This is a genomic window from Cyanobium gracile UHCC 0139 (assembly GCF_034931325.1).
Taxonomy (GTDB): Bacteria; Cyanobacteriota; Cyanobacteriia; order PCC-6307; family Cyanobiaceae; genus Cyanobium; species Cyanobium gracile_B.
Window position 1 is genome coordinate 452,529 of the sequence record NZ_JAYGHX010000002.1, and the last position, 20,075, is coordinate 472,603.

At 71.5% G+C, this 20,075-nt stretch carries 22 protein-coding genes and 1 pseudogene; 6 read left to right on the top strand and 17 right to left on the bottom strand.

Going from position 1 to position 20,075, the window contains the following annotated elements:
• Positions 1-11: 11 nt before the first annotated feature.
• Positions 12-209, top strand: a complete 198-nt coding sequence (locus tag VB738_RS05525) for a hypothetical protein (protein WP_015108343.1) — start codon at positions 12-14, stop codon at positions 207-209.
• 30 nt (positions 210-239) lie between these two features.
• Here VB738_RS05525 and VB738_RS05530 read toward each other — a convergent pair whose 3' ends face one another.
• From VB738_RS05530 to VB738_RS05585, 12 genes are all read right to left on the bottom strand, one after another.
• On the bottom strand, positions 240-437 hold the full coding sequence (locus VB738_RS05530; protein ID WP_323304791.1) for a hypothetical protein: 198 nt from the start codon (positions 435-437) through the stop codon (positions 240-242).
• A gap of 107 nt (positions 438-544) precedes the next feature.
• Positions 545-1,582, bottom strand: coding sequence for a methionyl-tRNA formyltransferase (gene fmt, locus VB738_RS05535; protein WP_323304792.1), 1,038 nt, complete (start codon positions 1,580-1,582; stop codon positions 545-547).
• Entirely contained in the window at positions 1,579-2,973 is a 1,395-nt protein-coding gene (locus VB738_RS05540; protein ID WP_323304793.1) for a TldD/PmbA family protein, read from the bottom strand. Before VB738_RS05540 ends, fmt begins: the two co-directional genes overlap by 4 nt.
• A gap of 3 nt (positions 2,974-2,976) precedes the next feature.
• The gene (locus VB738_RS05545) at positions 2,977-4,389 is read right to left on the bottom strand and encodes a TldD/PmbA family protein (protein ID WP_323304910.1); all 1,413 of its coding nucleotides are present in this window, start codon (positions 4,387-4,389) and stop codon (positions 2,977-2,979) included.
• 88 nt (positions 4,390-4,477) lie between these two features.
• Positions 4,478-5,569 (bottom strand): magnesium-protoporphyrin IX monomethyl ester (oxidative) cyclase, encoded by a 1,092-nt coding sequence (gene acsF, locus VB738_RS05550; RefSeq protein WP_323304794.1) that lies wholly within the window; start codon positions 5,567-5,569, stop codon positions 4,478-4,480.
• Between the two features lie 104 nt (positions 5,570-5,673).
• Positions 5,674-6,132: a DUF2996 domain-containing protein gene (locus tag VB738_RS05555; protein WP_323304795.1), complete on the bottom strand. Its 459-nt coding sequence runs from the start codon at positions 6,130-6,132 to the stop codon at positions 5,674-5,676.
• Positions 6,133-6,209: 77 nt separating this feature from the next.
• Positions 6,210-6,761, bottom strand: coding sequence for a hypothetical protein (locus tag VB738_RS05560; protein WP_323304796.1), 552 nt, complete (start codon positions 6,759-6,761; stop codon positions 6,210-6,212).
• 11 nt (positions 6,762-6,772) lie between these two features.
• On the bottom strand, positions 6,773-7,423 hold the full coding sequence (locus VB738_RS05565; protein WP_323304797.1) for a flavin prenyltransferase UbiX: 651 nt from the start codon (positions 7,421-7,423) through the stop codon (positions 6,773-6,775).
• A 7-nt stretch (positions 7,424-7,430) separates the two neighbouring features.
• Positions 7,431-9,737, bottom strand: a complete 2,307-nt coding sequence (locus tag VB738_RS05570; protein WP_323304798.1) for an RNB domain-containing ribonuclease — start codon at positions 9,735-9,737, stop codon at positions 7,431-7,433.
• Positions 9,738-9,880: 143 nt separating this feature from the next.
• Positions 9,881-10,222 (bottom strand): TMEM165/GDT1 family protein, encoded by a 342-nt coding sequence (locus VB738_RS05575; protein ID WP_323304799.1) that lies wholly within the window; start codon positions 10,220-10,222, stop codon positions 9,881-9,883.
• A 19-nt stretch (positions 10,223-10,241) separates the two neighbouring features.
• Complete coding sequence (locus VB738_RS05580; protein WP_323304800.1) at positions 10,242-10,580, bottom strand: TMEM165/GDT1 family protein; 339 nt, start codon at positions 10,578-10,580, stop codon at positions 10,242-10,244.
• Positions 10,577-10,960: a YkgJ family cysteine cluster protein gene (locus VB738_RS05585; RefSeq protein WP_323304801.1), complete on the bottom strand. Its 384-nt coding sequence runs from the start codon at positions 10,958-10,960 to the stop codon at positions 10,577-10,579. Before VB738_RS05585 ends, VB738_RS05580 begins: the two co-directional genes overlap by 4 nt.
• Here VB738_RS05585 and VB738_RS05590 point away from each other — a divergent pair.
• Positions 10,908-11,162, top strand: a pseudogene (locus VB738_RS05590) (hypothetical protein); the annotation flags it as partial. The gene VB738_RS05585 and the pseudogene VB738_RS05590 overlap by 53 nt on opposite strands.
• On the opposite strand, the gene VB738_RS05595 reads toward VB738_RS05590, so the two are convergent.
• Both VB738_RS05595 and recJ read right to left on the bottom strand, forming a co-directional pair.
• Complete coding sequence (locus VB738_RS05595; protein WP_323304802.1) at positions 11,061-12,494, bottom strand: chloride channel protein; 1,434 nt, start codon at positions 12,492-12,494, stop codon at positions 11,061-11,063. The pseudogene VB738_RS05590 and the gene VB738_RS05595 overlap by 102 nt on opposite strands.
• Positions 12,491-14,407, bottom strand: a complete 1,917-nt coding sequence (gene recJ / locus VB738_RS05600) for a single-stranded-DNA-specific exonuclease RecJ (RefSeq protein ID WP_323304803.1) — start codon at positions 14,405-14,407, stop codon at positions 12,491-12,493. Before recJ ends, VB738_RS05595 begins: the two co-directional genes overlap by 4 nt.
• A gap of 88 nt (positions 14,408-14,495) precedes the next feature.
• Here recJ and VB738_RS05605 point away from each other — a divergent pair, with 88 nt between their 5' ends.
• Genes VB738_RS05605 through VB738_RS05615 form a run of 3 tightly spaced genes read left to right on the top strand, consistent with a single transcriptional unit; the run spans position 14,496 to position 16,583 of the window.
• Positions 14,496-15,269, top strand: a complete 774-nt coding sequence (locus VB738_RS05605; RefSeq protein ID WP_323304804.1) for an HAD-IA family hydrolase — start codon at positions 14,496-14,498, stop codon at positions 15,267-15,269.
• Positions 15,266-15,613, top strand: coding sequence for a DUF565 domain-containing protein (locus VB738_RS05610; protein ID WP_323304805.1), 348 nt, complete (start codon positions 15,266-15,268; stop codon positions 15,611-15,613). The genes VB738_RS05605 and VB738_RS05610 overlap by 4 nt, the downstream gene beginning before the upstream one ends.
• 25 nt (positions 15,614-15,638) lie before the next feature.
• Positions 15,639-16,583: a phosphoribulokinase gene (locus VB738_RS05615; protein WP_323304806.1), complete on the top strand. Its 945-nt coding sequence runs from the start codon at positions 15,639-15,641 to the stop codon at positions 16,581-16,583.
• Here VB738_RS05615 and rpmF read toward each other — a convergent pair.
• On the bottom strand, positions 16,541-16,723 hold the full coding sequence (rpmF, locus tag VB738_RS05620) for a 50S ribosomal protein L32 (RefSeq protein WP_323304807.1): 183 nt from the start codon (positions 16,721-16,723) through the stop codon (positions 16,541-16,543). The genes VB738_RS05615 and rpmF overlap by 43 nt on opposite strands.
• A gap of 105 nt (positions 16,724-16,828) precedes the next feature.
• On the opposite strand from rpmF, the gene ftsH reads away from it, so the two are divergent.
• Positions 16,829-18,748 carry an ATP-dependent zinc metalloprotease FtsH gene (gene ftsH, locus VB738_RS05625; RefSeq protein WP_416233153.1) on the top strand — a complete coding sequence of 640 codons (1,920 nt, stop codon included), beginning with the start codon at positions 16,829-16,831 and terminating at the stop codon, positions 18,746-18,748.
• On the opposite strand, the gene VB738_RS05630 is transcribed toward ftsH, so the two are convergent.
• Together VB738_RS05630 and VB738_RS05635 are read right to left on the bottom strand one after the other, a co-directional pair.
• A complete protein-coding gene (locus VB738_RS05630; RefSeq protein WP_323304808.1) occupies positions 18,686-19,684 on the bottom strand; it encodes a cupin in 999 nt (332 codons plus the stop codon). The two genes, ftsH and VB738_RS05630, sit on opposite strands and share 63 nt — an antisense overlap.
• Positions 19,685-19,782: 98 nt before the next feature.
• On the bottom strand, positions 19,783-20,058 hold the full coding sequence (locus VB738_RS05635; RefSeq protein ID WP_015108364.1) for a MoaD/ThiS family protein: 276 nt from the start codon (positions 20,056-20,058) through the stop codon (positions 19,783-19,785).
• Between the last annotated feature and the right edge of the window lie 17 nt (positions 20,059-20,075).

A 20,075-nucleotide genomic window follows, 5' to 3' on the forward strand; every position in this document is an offset into this window, starting at 1 on the left:
CTCCTTCCGACATGCCCTACGAACCCGGATCCACCCAGTGCCGCGTGCTGATCGACTGCAAGGCCCAGATCGAAGGCATGCTTCTCGCCTTGGAGCGCATCGACAACAGCCGTCACATCCGTGACCAGCTGGTGGCGGTCCACAACCAGCTGGAGGGACTGCACGAACTGCACCGGCGCCAGCCCGAAGAGCTCGCCTCCGGCAGCTGAACCAGAGCCTGGGCCGCCCCAAGGGCAGGTTCATCCTGCCCGCGAGGTCTCCTCCACCCGGGCCCGGTGCTCCCACCCCTGGCAGGCCGCATAGGCACCCGCCAGGGTGGGGCTCATCACCCGCTGGCCCGGGCTCCGCTCATGGCTCGCCACGTAGCAGCCCAACGTGTCCCGGAAGATCCGGCAGCCGGAGCCGGTGCTGTTGACAAAGGAAAGTTCGCTGGCCATGTCATCCCACCCATTCACTGGTTTCGGTCTACTGCCTGCGTCGGCGGTCCAAGACTGAGACGACCGTAAGGGAACAAAACGTCAACACTCCTTGCCGAAAGAGCGGATCAGGGGGTATTTGCACCGATAAGGTCGCCGGCCACCAGCCCCAGCTGCTGGATCAGGGCCTGTCCTTCGCTCGGACGCCGTCCCGGCAACTGGGCCTGTCGCAGGAAAACCGGACAGCCACCGGTGGCCACCACCAACCCCTCCCCCTCCACCACCGCGAGCACGGTGCCGGGGCCAGCCGCCCTGTCCTGGCTGGGGCTTGCCCAGCGCTCGGCCAGGGCGGCAGCCACCGGAGTGAGCTGGTCGGCCAGGCGGGCGACCAGGGGTTCGGTGGCCAGCAGCTTCAGCCGCTCGCCCCCCCTTGGGCAGGAGGCGTTGGGGTGGAGCCCCATCACGCGGCGGTGGATGGCCAGGGCGGAGCCGCTCCAGTCCACCAGGGTGTCTTCCTTGGTGAGCTGGCGGGCGTGGCTGACCCCATCGGCCGCCTGGGGACGCACTCCGAGGCGGGCGAGTCGGTCCTGCTCGGGCCCGGCACCCGCCGCCTCGAGCAGGGGGAGGGCCTCCACGAGCAGTTCCCCGGTGAGGCGCGCCAGCCGTTCCGACAGCTGGCCGGCGTTCTGGAGCAGCGGAATCGAGAGACGCCGCTCCAGCAGCACCGGGCCGGTGTCGAGCCCCTCCTCCATGGCCATGATGCCGACGCCGGTCTCGCCGTCCCCCTCCAGCAGGGCCCACTGGATCGGTGCGGCTCCCCGCCAGCGGGGCAGCAGGGAGCCGTGGCCGTTCCAGCAGCCCAGGGGGGGCTGGGCCAGCACCGCCGGCGGCAGGATCTGGCCGAACGCCACCACCACCGAGACGTCGGCCCCCAGGGCGGCCAGCGCCTGCTGGCAGGCCAGATCGCGGCGGATCCGCTCAGGGGTGAACACCGGCAGACCCAGCTCCAGGGCCCGTTGCTTCACAGGAGAGGGCACCAGGGCCTTGCCCCTGCCCCGGCGCCGGTCGGGCTGGCTCACCACACCGACCATCGTGTGGCCGGCCAGCCGCAGGGCCTCGAGACTGACCACGGCATAGGCCGGGGTGCCCCAGAACAGGATCCTCAAGCGTCGCCGGTGATCGAGAGACCCTCCACCCACACGTGGGGGCAGAGGCCGTCGGGGGTCACCTTGGCGTGACCCTCAAAGCCGACGATGGCCTTGAGCAGGGTGCGAATGTCACCGGCCACGGTGGCGGCCTCGATGGAGCGCGCTGTGCCGTCCTCCACCAACCAGCCGTCGAAGGGGAGGGAGAAGGAGCCCTGGCTGGCCTTGACGCCGGCATGGAGGGCCGAGAGGGAGTCGATCACCACCAGGCCATCACTTCCGCCGGCGCCGGAGGCGAAGCGGTCGAGGCCCTGGGCGCCCCCGTCGCTGCCGGGGGTGGGGCCGATCTCGAACCAGTCGGGGCCCACCGACACCTTGGCCCCCAGGCCCGCATGGCCCGTGGGGGCGACCCCGAAGGCGCGGGCCGTGGCCTCCGAATGGAGGAAATGGCGCAGCATTCCGCCCTCCACCAGGGACAGGCGTCGGGTGGGGGTGCCTTCCCCGTCGAAGGCGGCCGCGCCCACGTTGGCCGGATGCAGGCCGTTGTCGTGCAGGGAGAAGAAGGGGACGGCCAGCTGCTCGCCGATGGACTCGCGCCGGCTGAGGCTGACGCCATCAAGCACGGCGCGGGCATTGAACAGGCTGCTGAAGGCGCCGATCAGGTCGAGGAAGGCCTCGGGACTGAACACACAGGTGTAGCGGCCGGTACGGATCGGGGCGTAATCGAGGTGGGCGATGGTGCGATCCGCCGCCTCCTGCACGCAGCCGGCCACGTCGAGGTCGGCGGCGCCGTAGGCCAGGCGCACGGCGCCGCTGCTGCGGGGCTTGCGGCCCGCCTCTTCGGCCCGGGCATAGAGGTAGAGGGAGGCGGTGGTGAGGCGCTGCTGGCGGCAGGCGCCGGCACTGTTGATGTAGAGCCGGTCGCTGCTGCGCTGGGCCAGGCCGTTGTAGGGGACGGTGCCGATGGCGGGGTGGCGCCCGAGCAGGCCGCGCTCCGCCTCCTTGAGGGTGTCGAGCAGGCTGAGGATGCTCACCGGCGGACAGAGCGGCTGCTCCAGGACCGGCAGCGGCGCGGTGGCCAGGGGGGAGAAGTCGGGCACCTCATCGACGTTGCCGTAGGCGCTGGCATCGCGAGCCCCGGCCAGGGCCCGGGCCAGGCCGGCATCGGAGAGGTCGGAGGTGCTGGTGATGCCCACCAGACCGTCGTCATTCCAGACCCTCAGGGTGATGGCGCTGCGCTGGGCGCCCTTCATCTGCTTGGCTTCGCCCCGGTCGACCTGGACGGAGGTGTCGGTGCTGCAGGAGGCACCCAGATCCCAGCGCCGGACACCCTCGCGCTGGGCCAGTTGGTCGAGGCGCTGGCGCAGCAGCTCGGCATCAAGGCTGGCAGCGGCTGATTCAGTGGTGGCCATGATTCAGCGTCCCCCCACGGTGATGGTGTCGACCTTGATGTGGGGCTGGCCCACGGTGACGAAGATGCTGCCGCTGACCGAACCGCAGAAGCCGGCAGCCAGCTCGAGGTCGTTGGCGCACATCGAGATCCGGGGCATCACTTCCTTGGCGTCACCGATCAGGGTGGCCCCCTTCACCGGCCTGGTGAGGGTTCCGTTCTCGATCAGGTAGCCCTCCTCGACGGCGAAGTTGAACTGGCCGGTGGGGCCGACGCTGCCGCCCCCCATCGACTTGCAGTAGAGCCCTTTGTCGACGGACGCGATCAGATCCTCCGGGCTGTGGGGGCCGGCGGCGATGTAGGTGTTGCGCATGCGGCTGGCGGCGGCGAAGGCGTGGCTCTGGCGCCGGCCGCTGCCGGTGCGGGGATGGCCGGTGCGGCGCTCCCCGGCCCGGTCGCTGAGGAAGCGCTGCAGGATGCCGTTCTCGATCAGCACGGTGCGCTGGGGTTCCATGCCCTCGTCGTCCATGGCCAGCGAACCAAAGGCGCCGGCGGTGAGCCCTTCGTCGATGGCGGTGAGGGAGGGATGGGCGATGGGCTGGCCGACCATGTCGGCGAAGGGGGTGGTGGCCCGCTCCACCTGGGTGGTCTCCAGCAGGTGGCCGCAGGCCTCATGGAAGATCACACCGCCGAAGCGATTGGCCAGAACGACGGGGAACTGGCCGGCCTCGACGTAATCGGCGTAAAGCATGGTGCCGGCGCTGCTGCAGACGTCCGCGGCGGCGGCCTCCACATCCCAGCGGCGCAGGTCGTCGGGGCTGTCGGAGGTGCCGTAGCGACGGCCGAGGCTGGCCCGGTGGTCGCCGTCGGCCGCCAGCACATTGAGGCCCACTGACTGGTGCAGCCGCACGTCCCGGGCGAAGGTGCCGTCGCTGGCGGCCACCAGCACCTCCTGCCAGTCGCGGGCGTAGCTGCCGCGGCGCACCTGCAGGTGCTGGCCATGGGCCTGGAGTCGGTCGGTGCCCTCCAGCAGACGGCTGGTGGCCTCCGCCAGCGACGGGCAGGCCTGCAGCCAGCCCTCTTTGGTGGCGGCGAAGTCGCGCAGCTCGGGCAGGCCCTCGAAGCCCCCGGCCGCATGGGAGGGAAGCAGCAGCCCCAGCATGCCCAGGGCCTGCTCGAGGGCAGCCCGCAGACCGGCCGCGCTCAGGTCATTGGTGGAGACGAAGCCGTCGCGATCTCCCATGAACACCCGCAGGCCCGCCCCGGCGCCGAAGGCCGGGCTGACACTGGTGATGGCATCCTGCTCGGCGAGCAGGCCGAGGTGGTCGGAGCGCTCCAGGAACACCTCCACCAGATCGGCGCCGGCCAAGCGACCCGCGGCCAGGAGCGGCTCAAGGAGGGAACGCCAGACCGGATCGCCAAGGGCCGCCGGGGACAGGGTGAGGGCGCTGGCTGCCGGTGCGCCGGTGGGAGGGGAGACGACCAAGCGGCGAAGAAGGGAACTGGGCCGATTCTGGCGGGTCGGCTCAGCGCACGGCGGGCTGGAAGCGTTCGCTGCGGATCGGTGCCATCAGGAACAGCCGCGCCATCTGGACACCGTTGCCGATCCAGTGGGGCAGCTTGCGCAGGGTCCGCACCGGCGCCGGGCCACCGGAACGCTCAGCCCGATCAAGGGCGGCGTTGTTCTGCACCAGCTTCTCGAGCCGCTCATAGAACTCGGGGTGCTCGACGTTGAGCACCACGGGGAACACCCGGGCGGAGGTTTCGTTGGTCTTGGCGATCACGTACTTGTCGTAGGTGCGGGCATCCAGCCCGAGGGCCTCGTAGAACTCCTTGCGGGCCACGTCACGCACATACATCGTGGCGAACACCGCCAGCAGGAAGAAGCGGCACCAGAGGCGGGCCGTGAAGCCGCGCACCGTGTCGGGCTGGGCCTTCATCAGGGCGTCGAAGAAGTCGCCATGGCGGTTCTCGTCCTGGCACCAGTTCTCGAAGAAGTTGAAGATTGGGAAGATCTTGCTTTCGGGGTGCTGCTCGAGATGGCGGTAAATGGCGATGTAGCGCCAGTAGCCGATCTTCTCGGAGAGGTAGGTGGCGTAGAAGATGAACTTCGGCTGGAAGTGGGTGTAAGCCTTGGTGGCCGTCAGGAAGCCCAGGTCGAGCTGCAGGCCGAAATCAGCCATGGCCTTGTTGAGGAAGCCGGCGTGGCGGGCCTCATCGCGGGCCATGTGGGCGAAGCATTCGGCCAGCAGCGGGTTGCGTTCCTTGATGCGGCGGCTGAGTTCCTTGTAGAGCAGGAAACCGGAGAACTCCGAGGTGCAGCTCTGCTCGAGGAACTCGACGAACACGCGCCGGGTTTCGGGGTCGAGCTTGTCGGCGGCGCCCTCGAACTGGCCGTCACGGACGAAGTGGTGGCGGTTGTAGTCCTTGCGGAACTCCTCGCAGATGGCCTCCAGCTCCACTTCGTTGGGCCGCAGATCCATCGCCGCCATGGCGTCGAAATCCGTGGTGTAGAAGCGCGGGGTGAGGATCGTGTCCTTCACCGGGTCCTTGATGGCCGGGGCATCCGGGGTGCCCACCCGGGGGGCGGTGGGGGCTTGGGTGGCGGGAGGCACCATCGCGCTGGACGTTCAGAGAGCTCGGCCGCCATCGTAGGCATCGATCCCCGCGATCGGTCCGGATGTGAAGCCGCGGATGTGAAGCTGGCGAAGGGATCAGGAGCTCAGTTGGGCCCGAGCCACTTCTGGCCATTGAGCCGCTGCACCACCCGCGACACCAGCAGCTGGAGGGTCATCTTCTTCTCGTCGATCAGGAACGACTCCAGCAGGCTGGGGCTGCCGGCCCCCTCGGTGAGGGCGATGGTCTTGGCGGAGCTGATGTCGGGCCGGGTGAAGCAGAGCCAGAAGCGGCGCTCGCCCGGGAGCCGCCCCCTGACCATCCAGCAGTCCGCCCCGACCACGGGCATGGCGCCCTGCTCGAAGACCAGCTCGGGGGCCGGGCCGCCATAGGCCTCGATTTCCTTGACCAGGGCCGGCAGCAGCAGTTCCGGAACAAAGACCTCGAAGGGCTTGTCCTCAGGGGCCGGGGGCTTCGCCTTGGCAGCGGCGGGGGCCGGCGGGCTGGGCTTCGCCTCGGGCGTGGTCGCGACAGGGTCGGGGGTGTTGCTGGGGGTCTCGGTCACCGGTGCGGTCCCTGGGCGCGGAGGTGGGGGAACTTTAGGCAGCGTCCCGGGGCCCCAGGTTGTCGCGGCGACCGGCGTCACCAATCCTCGCCGTCGTTGTGGCCCCAGTCGTCGGCGGTGCTGGCCGCAGCCGGGGCCGGAGCCGGCGGGCGCGACGCCACCGCCGGCTCCGGCCGGAACGGACGCGGATCGGCGGCCTCGGGACGGTGCAGCACCCGGTAGGGCACCGAAACCGTCGGTGCCGGCTCGCCGGGGGCGCGACTGGGGCCGGCGGCGGCGGGCGATGGAGTGGCCGATGGAGCGGGGGTGGCTGGAGCCCCGGCGGCGGCGCTCGCCTCGGATCGGCCGCCCCAGGGGGCGCTCCAGGTGTCGTCCTCCAGCCGGTCCGGGCGACGGACGGTGCGCCGCAGCGGCGGCCGCCCCCCCTGGCGCAGGGCAAGGGCGGTGGCGCCGGCACTGAGGGCCGCGCCTCCGCCGGCGGCCGCCGCCATCCACAGGCCGATCGGCAGGGAGGGGGTCTGCCAGGTGAGCAGCCGCAGGGCCAGGGTGGGGCTGGGGTTGAGGGCCGCCACCAGCAGGGTCACCAGCAGCGGCGAGAGCAGGGGCAGCAGCAGCAGGCGGTGGAGCACGGTCCGGAGCGTCAGGGGGTGGAGACTTCGTCCGGGGCGGGCCGGCCCACGGGCCCCTGCCAGCGCTGCAGGGAGCCGAGCTGGAGACCGAGGGTGTCGAAGACACGGATCACCAGGAAGTCCACCATCTCACCGATCGTGGTGGGCTGGTGATACCAGGCCGGAACCGGGGGAGCGATGCGGGCCCCGGCCTCGGCCAGGCGGGTGAGGTTGCGCAGGTGCACCAGGTTCCAGGGCAGCTCCCGCGGCGCGATCACCAGGGGCCGTCCCTCTTTCAGGTGCACGTCGGCCGCCCGTTCGATCAGGTCCAGCGCCACGCCGGAGGCGATCCGGCCGACGGTGCCCATGCTGGCCGGCAGGATGACCATGCCACGGGTCAGGTGGCTGCCGCTGGCGATGGCGGCGGCCTGGTCGTTCCAGCGGTGGCAGTGCAGCTGGCCGGAGCTGCAGCCGGTGCGTTCCCGCCAGAAGTGCTCCTGGGCGTCGGGCTCCGACGGCACCCGCAGGCCCATCTCCGCCTGCCAGACCCCGATCGCCCCCCGGCTGGTGACCATCTCCACCGCCAGGTCGTCCTGGAGCAGCAGCTGCAGCGCCCGCTCGGCCAGGGGCTGGGCGGAGGCGCCGGACACCGCCAGAACCACGGGGAGCGAGGGGGGCGCCATCGGCGGCTCAGCCCTCGTCCGTGCCGTCGGGGGCGCCATCGGCATCGTCGTCCGCGGTGCCATCAGCGACGCCCTCCTCCACCTGCTCGAAGTCCTCGGGCTGGAGCACCGCCAGATCGATCTGATGGCGCAGCGCGTCGACCTTCTGGATCTCCACATCGACCCCGTCGCCGACCATGTAGGTGCGACGGAACTTGCGGCCCACCAGGCGGTTCTGGCGGGAGCGGTACTCGTACCAGTCGTCCTTGAGGGAGCTGACGTGCACCAGCCCCTCCACCTGGGAAGGGGGAACCTCGACGAAGAAGCCGTAGCTCTGCACGCCGCTGATCACGCCGGGCAGGGTCTGGCCGACCAGGGGCTCGGTGTGGCGGGCCTGGGCCAGGGCGAGCACGTCCGCCTGCAGCTCCTGCAGGAAGCGGCAGCGGCCGTTGAGGCGCTGGGCCAGGCCGTGCTCCAGGCCCTGTTGGTAGGGGGCCAGCTGGCCAGGGGTCAGCAGGGGCCAGTCGGTGCTGCCGTGGCAGGCATCGCTGGCCAGGTCGGTGCTGATCTTGTGGCGCACGCTGGGGCGGTCCTTGCCGTCCACCAGCAGGCTGACCAGGAGCTGCTGGTTCCAGATGTCGGCGTAGTGGAGGGCCGGGCAGCACCAGGGCGCCATGGCGGTCTCCTCGCCGGCCACCGCATGGGGGCCCGCTTCGGCCGCCAGCTGCACCGGCCGGAGTGCATCGCGCAGCTGCTGCTGCAGGGGCCGGCCGCGGTCGGTGGCGGCGAAGACGGCGGCGAGCTCGGCGGCGCTGGCGTTGCCGTCGGCGCTCAGCTCCATCGGGATGTCAAGGGCCAGGGCCGACTTGGCGACATCGTTGATGTCAGTGGCCTCCGCCACCGGGTTGAGGGCGAACAGGGCGGGAAGTTCCAGGGCCAGCAGGTGACGGCCCAGGGCCCGGTGGGCCACCAGCACCGCCTCCCGCAGGATCGCCACCGGATCCTCGGCCGGCAGCTCCACCAGCCAGCCCTGGAGCGAAGCGTCCGGGGCTGGCACCCGCAGGTCGCCGAGGCTGTCGATGGCGGGCATCGGCAGGTCGAGATCGATCGAGCCGGCCCCGAGGCGGCGCTGGCGCAGCAGGCCGCTCAGCTGGACCAGCTGCTCCAGCAGGGGCAGGTGGTCCTTGAGGGCCTTGAGGGGGGCGGGGACGGTGCGGGCCTTGGGCTTGCGCTCGGCCAGGGCCTGCATCGCGGCCCGATCCACCCGGGCATCGGGGGTGATCTGGCTCAGGCTGAAGCGGAAGTGCTCGAGGCCCCCCTCCGCATCCAGCTCCAGGGCCACCGAGACCGCTGACTGGCTCTCGCCCGGACGGAAGCCGCAGGCCTTGGAGAGGGCGGGGGGGAGCAGGGGCAGCCAGTGGCGTCCCAGGCAGATCGCCTCGCCCTGCTCCCGCAGCCAGGTGTCGAGGCTGTTGCCCATGCCGATGCGCTCGGCCACGGCGGGACTGTGCACCCACAACCGCCAGCCGCCCTCGCGCTCCTCCAGGGAGATGGCAGGCAGCACCGGGGCCTCGCCGCCCTCCCAGGCCCCCAGGATCAGGGTGGGCAGGGCCGTCAGGTCGGCGCGGCCCTTGGCGACCGGCTGCTTGAGGGTGGCGCGGGGACTCGCCGGCCGCTCCTGCAGACGGTGCTTGGCCAGCAGCAGGTCGGTGTCGGCCGCTTCACCGCCGTGGACGGGCAGGCTGCGGGCCACATGGCCGGCGGGACCGAACTGGGCCACCGGGAAACGGTCGATCTTCACCTCCACCACCGCTTCCTCGGGGGGATCGAGATGGACGGCGTCCTCCTCGGGCAGGGCGACGGAGGTGAGCAGCCTGTCGTCGAGGGGGACAGCGACCAGCTGGCCGTCCTGCCGTTCGACCTGGGCCAGCAGGCTGGGGGTCTGGCGCTCAAGGATGCACTGCACGCCCCCTTCCGGGGAACGGCGTCGACCCCCTTCGCGGGTGATCTTCACCAGGACCCGATCGCCGTTCCAGGCGTGGTTGAGCTGGTGGTCACGGATGTAGATGTCCTCACCGCCGTCCTCCCGCAGGGCGAAGCAGAAGCCCTTGCTGGAGCAGCGCAGCCGGGCCGGAATCAGCTCGGGGGTCTCGCGGGCGCGGACCCCTTCACCGTCCTCCTCCACCAGCCCCAGCCGCAGCAGGGCATCCAGACCGATGCGCAGCTGGTGCTTGCAGGTCTTGGTGGTCAGGCCCAGCGACTTCTCCAGCTTGGCCAGGGCCACCGCATCGGTCGTGGAGAGGTGGTCGAGCAGATCGGCGACCGTGAACTTCATCGGATGGGACATACGCGGAGGATGGCACTGCCGAAGCAGCGCGGTGACCAGGGTGGTCTGGAGCGCCAGGGGGGTCGTCGGCCTCCGTGGACGGGGGATGGCCCGGCAGCGCCCGCCGTCACGGCGAACGTCACCCGGCGACTCTAAGGAGCGGGCGTCTCGGTGTCCTGGCCGAGGGCCTCGGCGGGGGCAGCGGGAGCCTCGCCGTCCTCCGCGCCGGAGCGCAGGATCAGGCGGGTGCCGATGATCAGGAAGCCGGCGGAGGCCGCCAGCTGCAGTCCATCGGTGGGAATGACGCTGGAAAGGGACCCCCCCGCCGCCGCCCCCACCAGGCTGGCCAGCACCAGGGCAAAGGCGCTGCCGGCGAACACGGCCCCGGGCCGGTTGGACGTGCCGCTGATGCTGACGATGGCCAGCTGGGTCTTGTCACCGAGCTCCGCCAGGAAGACGGTGGCGAAGGTGGAGGCGAGCAGGGCGAAGGGCATGGCGCGGATGGAGACGGACTCAGGGATTGAGGAGGTGGAGCGGCGCCAGGTGCAGCACCGCCTGGCGGCCCAGCCACAGCCCCAGGGCGACCATCAGGATCCCCGCCGCCCGCTCCAGCTGGTGGGGGGGCATGACGGTGGACAGCCAGCGCCCCAGCAGCACCCCCACCAGGCTGGAGCAGATCAGGGCGAGCGAGGCGCCCACGAACACGACGACCGGTCGGCCCGACTGGGCCGACAGCAGCAGGGCGGCCAGCTGGGTCTTGTCGCCGAGTTCGGCCAGGAAGACGGTGGTGGCGGTACTCAGGAACACCGTGATCCAGCTGGAGGAGGCCGGGGAATCGGGGGCGCTGCTCATGAGGGCTGCCGGATCGTCCGCAGGAAACGGCGCATCACCGGGTGGCGTCCACCCAGCTCGGCGCGGATCTGCTGCCGGCAGGAGGCGATGGCCAGGGCATCGGGGTCGTCGCCTGGCTGGCCGAACAGCGCGACCAGCTGGTCCACCCGGCAGAAATCGGGTCTCTCCGCATAGATGCGGCAGCGACGGGAGCCGGTGTCGAAATGGCGGCACCAGCCGTCCTCCCCCACCATCGCGAAGTACAGCTCCTGCTGATCGGGATCGAGGGCCTCGATCGCGTCGCCCCGCAGGGCCGGGTCGAGGCGGCAGCAGGAACCGCAGCCGCTGATGCACTGCCAGTGCTCGTTTCGGGGCACGGGGACGCCACGGGGTCGTTCCATTCACTCACACCCGACGCCCTCGTCCCAGCCCACAACGGGCGCCAGCCATGACAACCGATCACGGCGCCAGGGGCGGGGCCCGAAGCGGCCGCCGGGCGACCTACACTCCTGGCCGATTGTCCCCCTCGCCGGCAGCCGCACCATGGGTATCGACTTCCACCTCATCTCCAACTTTGGCGCCCTGGCCCTGATCACCCTGGCCGGTCCGGCCGTGATCTTCATCCTCTACTACCGCCGCGGCGCCCTCTGATCCTTCCGGCACCAGCAGGTCGGCAAGGGCGTGATACACGGGTCGGCGCTGGATCGCCTGGCCCATGTAGGCCGCGATGACAGCGGCGGCCACCAGGCCAGGCATGAGTTGCTGGTCGCCCGCCATGCGAATGGCGAAGGCGATCGTCATCACCGGCAGCTGGGTGGCGCCCGCCAGACCCGCTGCCATGCCCAAGGCCAGGCCCAGGTGGGGATCCCCCGCCAGGGCCTGCACCAGTCCTGAGCCGAAGACGCCACCGAGGGCGAAGGCCGGGTCAATCAGTCCCCCGGGGATTCCCGCGGAGAGCGCCAGCACAGGTCCGATCAGTCGCGAGACCAGCAGGACGAGCCAGCCGCCGTCGATGGTGGTGTCCCCGCCCTGATCAAGGATCAGGCGCATCAGGGTCTCGCCATCACCGCCGCTGGCGCCTCCGGTGGCCAGAGTCATCAGGGCCAGGGCCACCCCGGCCGCCAGGCCAAGGCGCAGGGGCTGACGGCGGGCGATCGGGGTGATCTTGCCCGTGGCCCGGACCAGCAGCCAGGCAAACGCACCGCCGAGGGCCCCGCCCCCGAGCCCGATCGGGATCGCCCAGAGCAGCTGCGCGCTCTCCACCACCGGAGTGGGGTTGATCCCGAGGGCGAACATCGGCTGGCTGCCGAGGCCGCTCACCAGGGCCGCCGCGCTGGTCAGCACCAACGCCGGCCACACCAGCCGCTGCTGGAAGCTGCCGGTGAGCTCCTCGACGACAAAGATCATCCCCATCAAGGGGGTGTTGAAGCCGCCCGCCAGACCCGCCCCCGCCGCTCCGGCCAGCAGGTGACCGCGGCTCGCCCGGTGCATCAGGCCGGGCCAGCGGCGCAGAAGGGCCTGGCCCACGGCCGCGCCCACCTCCACCACGGGGCCCTCACGGCCCAGGGGCAGAAGGGCCAGGCTGGCCACGGTCCAGAGGCCCAGCCGTTCTCCGGTGGGGGCGGCGGTGAGCAGCCGGGAGCCCCGGTGGGGGTCCTCCAGGCAGAGCATCACCTGGGGAATGCCCGAGCCGGCCCCGCGCCGCCATGGTCCCCGCTGGAACCAGAGCAGCAGCGGCACCAGGGGGATCGGGGCCAGGGCCAGCAGCCAGCCGCTGGCGCTCCAGCCACCGCCGCTGAAGGCCGGCAGGGTGGAGAGCAGGCGATCCTGGAGCAGGTCGATGCGGTTGAGCGGCCAGCAGGCCAGCCCCACCAGGGCTCCGAGCAGCGCCAGCAGCACCAGGGAACGCACCGGGGCCAGCGGGGACCGGCTCATCCTTCGACCATCCCCAGGGCCATGGCCGCCTCCCGCATCAACCCCTGAACGTAGGGGTGGGGAGGATCCACCAGGGCGGCAGGGCCTGTGCCATCGGGCGGGATGGCGGAGCGCAGCTCCTCGCCGGCGGCGTTGCGGATCACCAGGCTGTCCCCCTGGCGGCGGCACCAGTAGGTGCGGTTGCGGCGCTGCAGCACCACGGTGTCGCCGCCGCTGCAGCGGATCGCCTCCAGCTCCAGCTGGAACCGCTCCACCCCCTGCCAGTCGTCACGGCGCAGGCGGTAGGCCACATCCACCGGTCCCGCCCACTGGTGGGGACCCTGCCAGCGCCAGCCGATCGCCCGCAGCCGCGCCTCCCCCTGGGCCAGCTGCAGCTGCAGGTGGCCGCCGCGCAGCAGCTTCTGCTCCACCACCTGGCAGCGGCTGCTCCAGAACAGGGGGGTGGGATGGCCGATGCCGAAGGGGGCCAGCCGCTGGAGCTGGCGCCAGAACTCCCGGTCGATGCGCTCCAGGCGCAGCAGGGCCTCAGGCTCCACCGTGCGGCCCTCGCCGGCCGCCTCGAGCCAGTGGCTGGCCAGGGCGTCGAGCCGTTCCTGCAGCACCCCGACATTCTCGGCCCGCACGGTGAAACCGCCGGCGGCGGGGTGACCGCCGTGGCGCTCCAGCAGGTCGGCGCAGGCCGTCAGGGCCCCATCGACGGCGAAGCCCTTCGGGGCCCGCACCGATGCCCGCAGCCGGCCTCCCCCTTCACCGGCCAGCAGGGCCACGGGACGGCCGAAGCGCTCCACCAGCCGGGAGGCGACAATGCCGATGACCCCGTGGTGCCAGTGGCCCTGGGCCAGCAGCAGGAAGGCGGGCCGGCGGGGACCATCGGCCTCCAGCAGGGCCAGGGCCTCCGCCTCGATCGCACTGCAGAGTTCGCGCCGCTGGCGGTTGAGGGCTTCGCAGGAGCGGGCCAGCTCCAGGGCCCGCTCGGGATCCTCCGTCGTCAGCAGGTCCACCACCAGCTGGGGGTCCCCCAGGCGGCCGACGGCATTGATGCGCGGGGCCAGCTGGAAACCCACCGCCTCCGCATCGACCCGGTGCTTCTCCAGGCCCGCCAGCTGCTGCAGGGCCTGCAGGCCGGGCAGGGGGCTGCGGCCCAGCAGGGGCAGGCCATCGAGCAGCCAGCGGCGGTTGACGCCTTCCAGGGGGGCCATGTCGGCGATGGTGCCGATGCAGAACAGGTTGAGGGCGATCTCCAGCCCGTGGCGGTGGCGCAGCCGCCGGCAGAGGGCGGTGGCCAGGACATGGGCCAGTCCCACCCCCGCCAGACCCCGGTAGGGGGAGTCTTCCGGGGTGACGGCGGGGTGCAGCAGGGCCAGGTGCGGCGGCAGCTGGGGGGGCAGGGTGTGGTGGTCGGTGAGGATCACCTCCACCTCCAGGGCCGCGGCGCGCTCCAGGGCCTCGATGGCGGCCACGCCGTTGTCCACCGTGATCAGCAGCCGCACCCCCTCGGCCGCCAGCCGCTCCACCATGGCGGCGTTGAGGCCGTAGCCATCGTCCATGCGGCTGGGGATGGCGGCCTGGGGACGGGCACCGAGCCGCTGCAGGACGCCCACCAACAGGGCGGTGCTGGTCATGCCGTCGGCGTCGTAGTCGCCGCAGATCGCCACCGCCTCCGCCCCCTGGCAGCAGCGCACCAACCGCTCGATCGCCAGCGCCAGAGCCGGGAAGTGGGCCTCCGGATCGGGGGCCGCCTCCGGATCAAGCAGGCGGCGCACCGCCTCCGCCGTCACCAGGCCGCGACGCCGCAGCAGGGCCAGCAGCTCACAGGGGAGATCAGCATCCGCAGCCCCGGCCGCCTCGGCGGGGCCGTCAGCACCGAGAGGGGTGGGCAGCAGCCAGCGTCGCTCGTCGACGGCAGAGAGCAACGATGGGCAGGCAAGGCTTCCGCATTGTGGAAGGCGGGGACGCGGGGCGCACGCCTTAGCCTGACTCCCTACACAAGCGCGGCGTCCGATGGCCCCGGCCCTGTCGGCCCTGCTCTGGGACGTGGACGGCACCCTGGCCGAGACGGAGTTCGAGGGTCACCGGGTGGCCTTCAACCGCAGTTTCGAGGCGGCAGGCCTGCCCTGGCGATGGGACCGGCCCACCTATGGGCGGCTGCTGGCGGTGGGCGGCGGCCATGAGCGGATCACCGCCTTCCTGGAGCAGGTGGAGGGCTGCACGCCGGAGCGGGGACGGGTGGAAGAGCTGCAGCGGCGCAAGCAGGCCTTCTACGCCGAACTGGTGCGGGAGGGCGGCCTCGCCCTGCGGCCCGGGGTGGCCCGGCTGGTGGAGGAGGCCGCGGCGGCGGGCCTGCTGCAGGCGATCGTGACCACCAGTGGCCGCCGCGCGGTGCAGGCCCTGCTGGAGGGTGCCCCGCCGGCCCTGGGTGGGACCTTTGCGTTCTGGGTCTGCGGCGATGACGTGGTCCGCAAGAAGCCCGATCCGGAGGCTTACCGGCTGGCGCTGGCGCAGCTGGGCAGGACGGAAGGCGTGAAGGAGGGCAGTGTCATGGTGCTCGAGGACTCCCCGGCCGGACTGGCGGCAGCCACCGGCGCCGGGCTGCCCTGTCTGGTCTGCCTGAGCGCGGCGACGCGGCAGGAGCCCGCCGCCCGCTTCAGCGACGCCCGAGCCGTGGTCGAGAGTCTGGACGAACCCGGGGGCATGGTCCGCGTGCGCCAGGGGCCAGCTTGCCCCGGAGGCCAGGTGACGCTGTCGTGGCTGGAGCGCCTGCTGGACACGCCATGACCCGCCTCCCTGTGCAGCGCACCCGTTTCCAGGGGCTGGTGAGCCGGCTGGGCAACCGCGTGGTCGGCGTGGCGCGCCGGAGCTGGCGGGCCGGCAGCCTGGCCGCCCTGGCGCTGCTGCTGGGATTCTTCGCCGGCCAGAATCTCACCAGCCTGCTGCTCTTCACCACCCCGGGGGGCCGCCCAGCGGTGGTGCTCGGCCTGCTGCTGACGTTCGAGGCATTGGTGCGGCTGCGGACCCGCCTGGCGGGGACGGAACCCTCCCTGGCCTGGGTGTTGGTGGACAACCTGCGCCTGGGAGCCACCTACTCGATCGTGCTGGAGGCCTTCAAGCTTGGAACCTGAAACGGCGCTGCCTTCGGAGTCCACAGTGCCCCCGACCTCCGCGACAGACGCGTGGGACAGCTGGTTGGAGCAGGCAGGGGATCTGGGCCCGGTGCACCCCAGCCTGCTGCGGCTCCTGGCCCTGCCGATGCTGCGGCGGCTGCAGGACAGCCTGCACAGCGGAACGGCAACCCGGCGGCCCCTGCTGGCCCTGAACGGGCCAGTGGGCGCCGGCAAGACCAGCCTGGGCCGTGCCCTGGAGCGCCTCGCCGCCCTCGGGGGCCTGCGGCTGGCGGTGGTGTCGATCGACGACCTCTACCTGCCGGCACCGCAACGCCACGCGCGGCTGGCGGGCAACCCCTTCGGAGTGAGCCGGGTGCCGCCCGGCAGCCACGATCTCCCCCTGCTGATGGAGGAGCTGGCCCTCTGGCGGGCCGGGGGGACGCTGCGATTGCCTCGGTTCGACAAGACCCTGGCCGGTGGAGAGGGTGGCCGGAGCGGATGGCGGGAGGAGTCCGCCGAGGCGCTGGTGATCGAAGGCTGGCTGATGGGCTGCCGGGCCCTCGGCCCGGAGGCCCTGGGGGAGCGCCTGCAAAGCGGAGCTGGGTTGGAGGACCTGAACGAGCCAGAGCTCCGCTGGCTGCCGCGCTGGGACAGGCACCTGGCCGCCTATGCCGAGCTCTGGGGTGCCTGTGACGGGCTCTGGCTCCTGCGTCCGGCGCGCTGGGGATTGCCCCGCCGCTGGCGATTCCAGGCGGAGGCCCGCCAGCGACGGGCCGGTGGCGGATGGCTCAACGGCAGCCAGCTCGACAATCTGGTGCGGGCCACTCTCCATTCGCTGCCGCCGGAGCTCTACCAGGACCCACTGGTGGAGCCCACCCGCTCAGGGATTGCGCTGGAGCGTGGGGTGATCCTGGACCGACGCCGACGTGCCCACCCCCTCGGGGTTCAGCTTTCTTCGCTGGCTTCGGGGTCCTCCGCGATCGGATAGACGAAGCCCTGGGCACGGCCGCTCAGGACAGCCTTGCCGAGCGACATGGCCTTCTGGGCCGCCACACCGGCCTTGGCCTTCCAGTGGGCGTGGCGCTGGTTGCGCTTGCCCTTGGAGGTTTTCTTCTTGGGAACGGCCATCCCGCTAACTCACTGCCAAACGATGATCCTGCTTCGCCGACTCGCCTTTCGTCAAATCGCTACAGTCGATTTCCGAATGCAACTCCTGAAAAGGACGCCAGGCCTGTGAGCAGCAGTTCTCCTCCGGAGCCGGCCAGGACCTCCGCCACCCAGGCCGCACCCGCCGCCGAGGCCCCCGCAGCCAAGCCGGCCCCGGAGGCGCGTCCGGGCTTCAGTCTGGGGGGCCAGGGGGCTGGGGCGCCCTCCTACAGCCAGCTGCTGCGCGATATCGAAGCTGGAAAGATCAAGAGCCTGGAGCTTGCCCCCGCCCAGCGGGTGGTGACCGCCACCTTCGCGGACGGCCGCAGCCGCCAGGTGGCGGTGTTCAGCGACAACCAGCAGCTGCTGCGCACCGCCGAGCAGGCCCGGGTGCCGCTGACGGTCCGCGACGAGCGGCGCGACGACGCCATGGCGGGCCTGGTCACCAACGGCCTGCTGGTGGCCCTGCTGATCGCCGGCCTGGTGCTGCTGGTGCGCCGCTCCGCCCAGGTGGCCAACAAGGCGATGGGTTTCGGCCGCAGCCAGCCCCGCCTGCAGGAGGAAGGGGCGATCACGGTGCGCTTCGAGGACGTGGCCGGCATCGCCGAGGCCAAGGAGGAGCTCCAGGAGGTGGTGACCTTCCTGAAGACCCCCGAACGGTTCACCTCCATCGGCGCCCGGATTCCCAAGGGGGTGCTGCTGGTCGGTCCCCCCGGCACCGGCAAGACGCTGCTGGCCCGCGCCATCGCCGGCGAGGCCGGGGTGCCCTTCTTTTCGATGGCCGCCACCGAGTTCGTGGAGATGTTCGTCGGCGTGGGGGCCAGCCGGGTGCGGGACCTGTTCCGTCAGGCCAAGGCCAAGGCGCCCTGCATCATCTTCATCGACGAGATCGATGCGGTGGGCCGCCAGCGGGGGGCCGGAATCGGCGGCGGCAACGACGAGCGGGAGCAGACCCTCAACCAGCTGCTCACCGAGATGGATGGCTTCGAGGACAACTCGGGCGTGATCCTGCTGGCCGCCACCAACCGCCTCGACGTGCTCGACACGGCCCTGCTGCGACCCGGCCGCTTCGATCGCCGGATCAGCGTCGACCTGCCGGACCGGGCCGGACGGGAGGAGATCCTCTCGGTCCACGCCCGCACCAGGCCCCTGGCCGAGGAGGTGTCTCTGGCCGACTGGGCCCGCCGCACCCCCGGCTTCTCCGGTGCCGACCTGGCCAACCTGCTCAACGAGGCGGCCATCCTCACAGCCCGGCGCCAGAAGAGCCAGGTGGATGACCAGGCCATCGGCGATGCCCTCGAGCGGATCACCATGGGCCTGGCCGCCGCTCCGCTGCAGGACAGCGCCAAGAAGCGGCTGATCGCGTACCACGAGATCGGCCACGCCCTGCTGACCACGCTGCTGCCCCACGCCGACAGGCTCGACAAGGTGACGCTGCTGCCCAGGGCCGGCGGGGTGGGGGGCTTCGCCCGGACGATGCCCGACGAGGACATCCTCGATTCCGGACTGATCAGCAAGGCCTACCTGCGGGCGCGGCTGGTGGTGGCCCTCGGCGGCCGGGCCGCCGAACTGGTGGTGTTCGGCCCCAGCGAGGTGACCCAGGGGGCCAGCAGCGACCTGCAGCTGGTGCGCCGCATCTGCCGTGACATGGTCCTGCGCTACGGGTTCTCCAGCCTCGGCCCCATGGCCCTGGAGGAGGAGGGCGAGGAGGTATTCCTCGGACGCGACTGGATCCGCTCGGCCCCCCACACCTCGGTGCGTACCGGCAACCGCATCGACGAACAGGTGCGCCGGCTGGCCACCGAAGCCCTGGAGAAGGCCGTCGCGGTGCTCACCCCCCGGCGCGAGCTGATCGATGAGCTGGTCAACCGGCTGATCGAGCAGGAAACCATCGACGGCGACAGCTTCCGTGCCCTGGTGGAGGCCCATGAGGCCGGCGGCGGTTCAGCCCTCGCCGCCCAGGCCGGAGGAAAAGCGGATGTCGAGGCTGCGCAGGTGGGTGTGTAGGCCCGCGTCCTGAATCGGCAGCAGCCGGGCCATCCGGCCACTTTCGTTCCCGTGGGCATGCCAGTGGCCCGGCGGGGTGATGAAGGCCCCGCCGGGTTCCCAGTCGATGCGGGTGGGGTTGAGGATGGCGCCGTCTGGGCCCAGCTCGGTGCCCACCAGGCTGTAGCAGCCGGGGTCGCAGTCGATGATCAGATCAAGGGCCACCGACTGGTGCCGGTGGGGCGGCTGGGTGACGCCGTCGGGCACCACCCCGAGCATGGCCCAGAGGGTGTGGGTGACGGTGCGGGTGGCGGGGAGGTCGGCATGGGCCAGCAGGATGCTGAGCCGGTTGGAGCGGGCGGCGCTGGGGTCGGCCAGCAGGCGCTGGAGGGCCTCCTCCTGTCCGGCGGCCGGGTAGTGGACAGCCGTGAAGCGGGGGACGGAGGGCTGCACCCCCAGGTAGTGGAGCAGGGGGGCGTCATGCACCCAGTACAGAACGCTCTCCTCGCTCGCCTGGAGCAGGGGGTCGGCTCCGGCGGGGAGCACGAACAGATCGCCCTGGGCCCAGCTCAGGCTGAGGGGCGCACCGAGGGCATCGCCGGGACGCTCCAGCTGGCCGGCGCCGCGCAGCACATAGAACAGGGAGCTGGTGGCGGCGGCAGCAGCCTTCAGCCCTTCACCGGGTAGCAGGCGCAGGAAGTGGGCCGCCAGGCCGGGGCTGGTGGCGGGCCCCTCGCAGCCCAGGGCGGCACTGAGATCGAGGGGCAGCACGGCCGTGGGGCCGTGGCCATGGAGCTCGGGGCCCCAGCGGCGGTAGCGGATCGGTTCGGTGAGGCCCGGCCTCACCGGGTTGGCGGCCTGGCGATAGTCGAAATACAGGCCGGCCGAGTGCCAGTCGTGGGGGGCGGCAGCGCCGGCTGCTGGAACCGTGGGGCTGGCGGCCTGGATCGGTTCCATGGAAACGGGGCACAAAGGTACAAAAGTTTATGGACTTTGGAACGCCCTTGGCGAGCCCTCCGGGGGTCTTTCCTCTCTGTACGTGCCCGGCTCCGAGTTCAGCCGCCGGCGACGGCTGGCACGATGCTCACCTCGTCGCCGTCGCTGAGGACAGTGGCCTGGTTGTCGAGAAAGCGGATGTCCTCGCTGTTCACGTAGAGGTTGAGGAAGCGGCGCAGCTTGCCGTTCTCATCGCACAGGCGCGCCTGGATGCCGGGATAGCGGCCTTCGAGGGCCTGCAGGAGGCCGTCGATGCTGGTGGCCTCCAGGCTGACGCTGGCCTCGTCGTTGGTGAATTTCTGCAGGGGGGTGGGGATCAGAACCTGGATGGCCATGGAATGGGTCGGTGGGG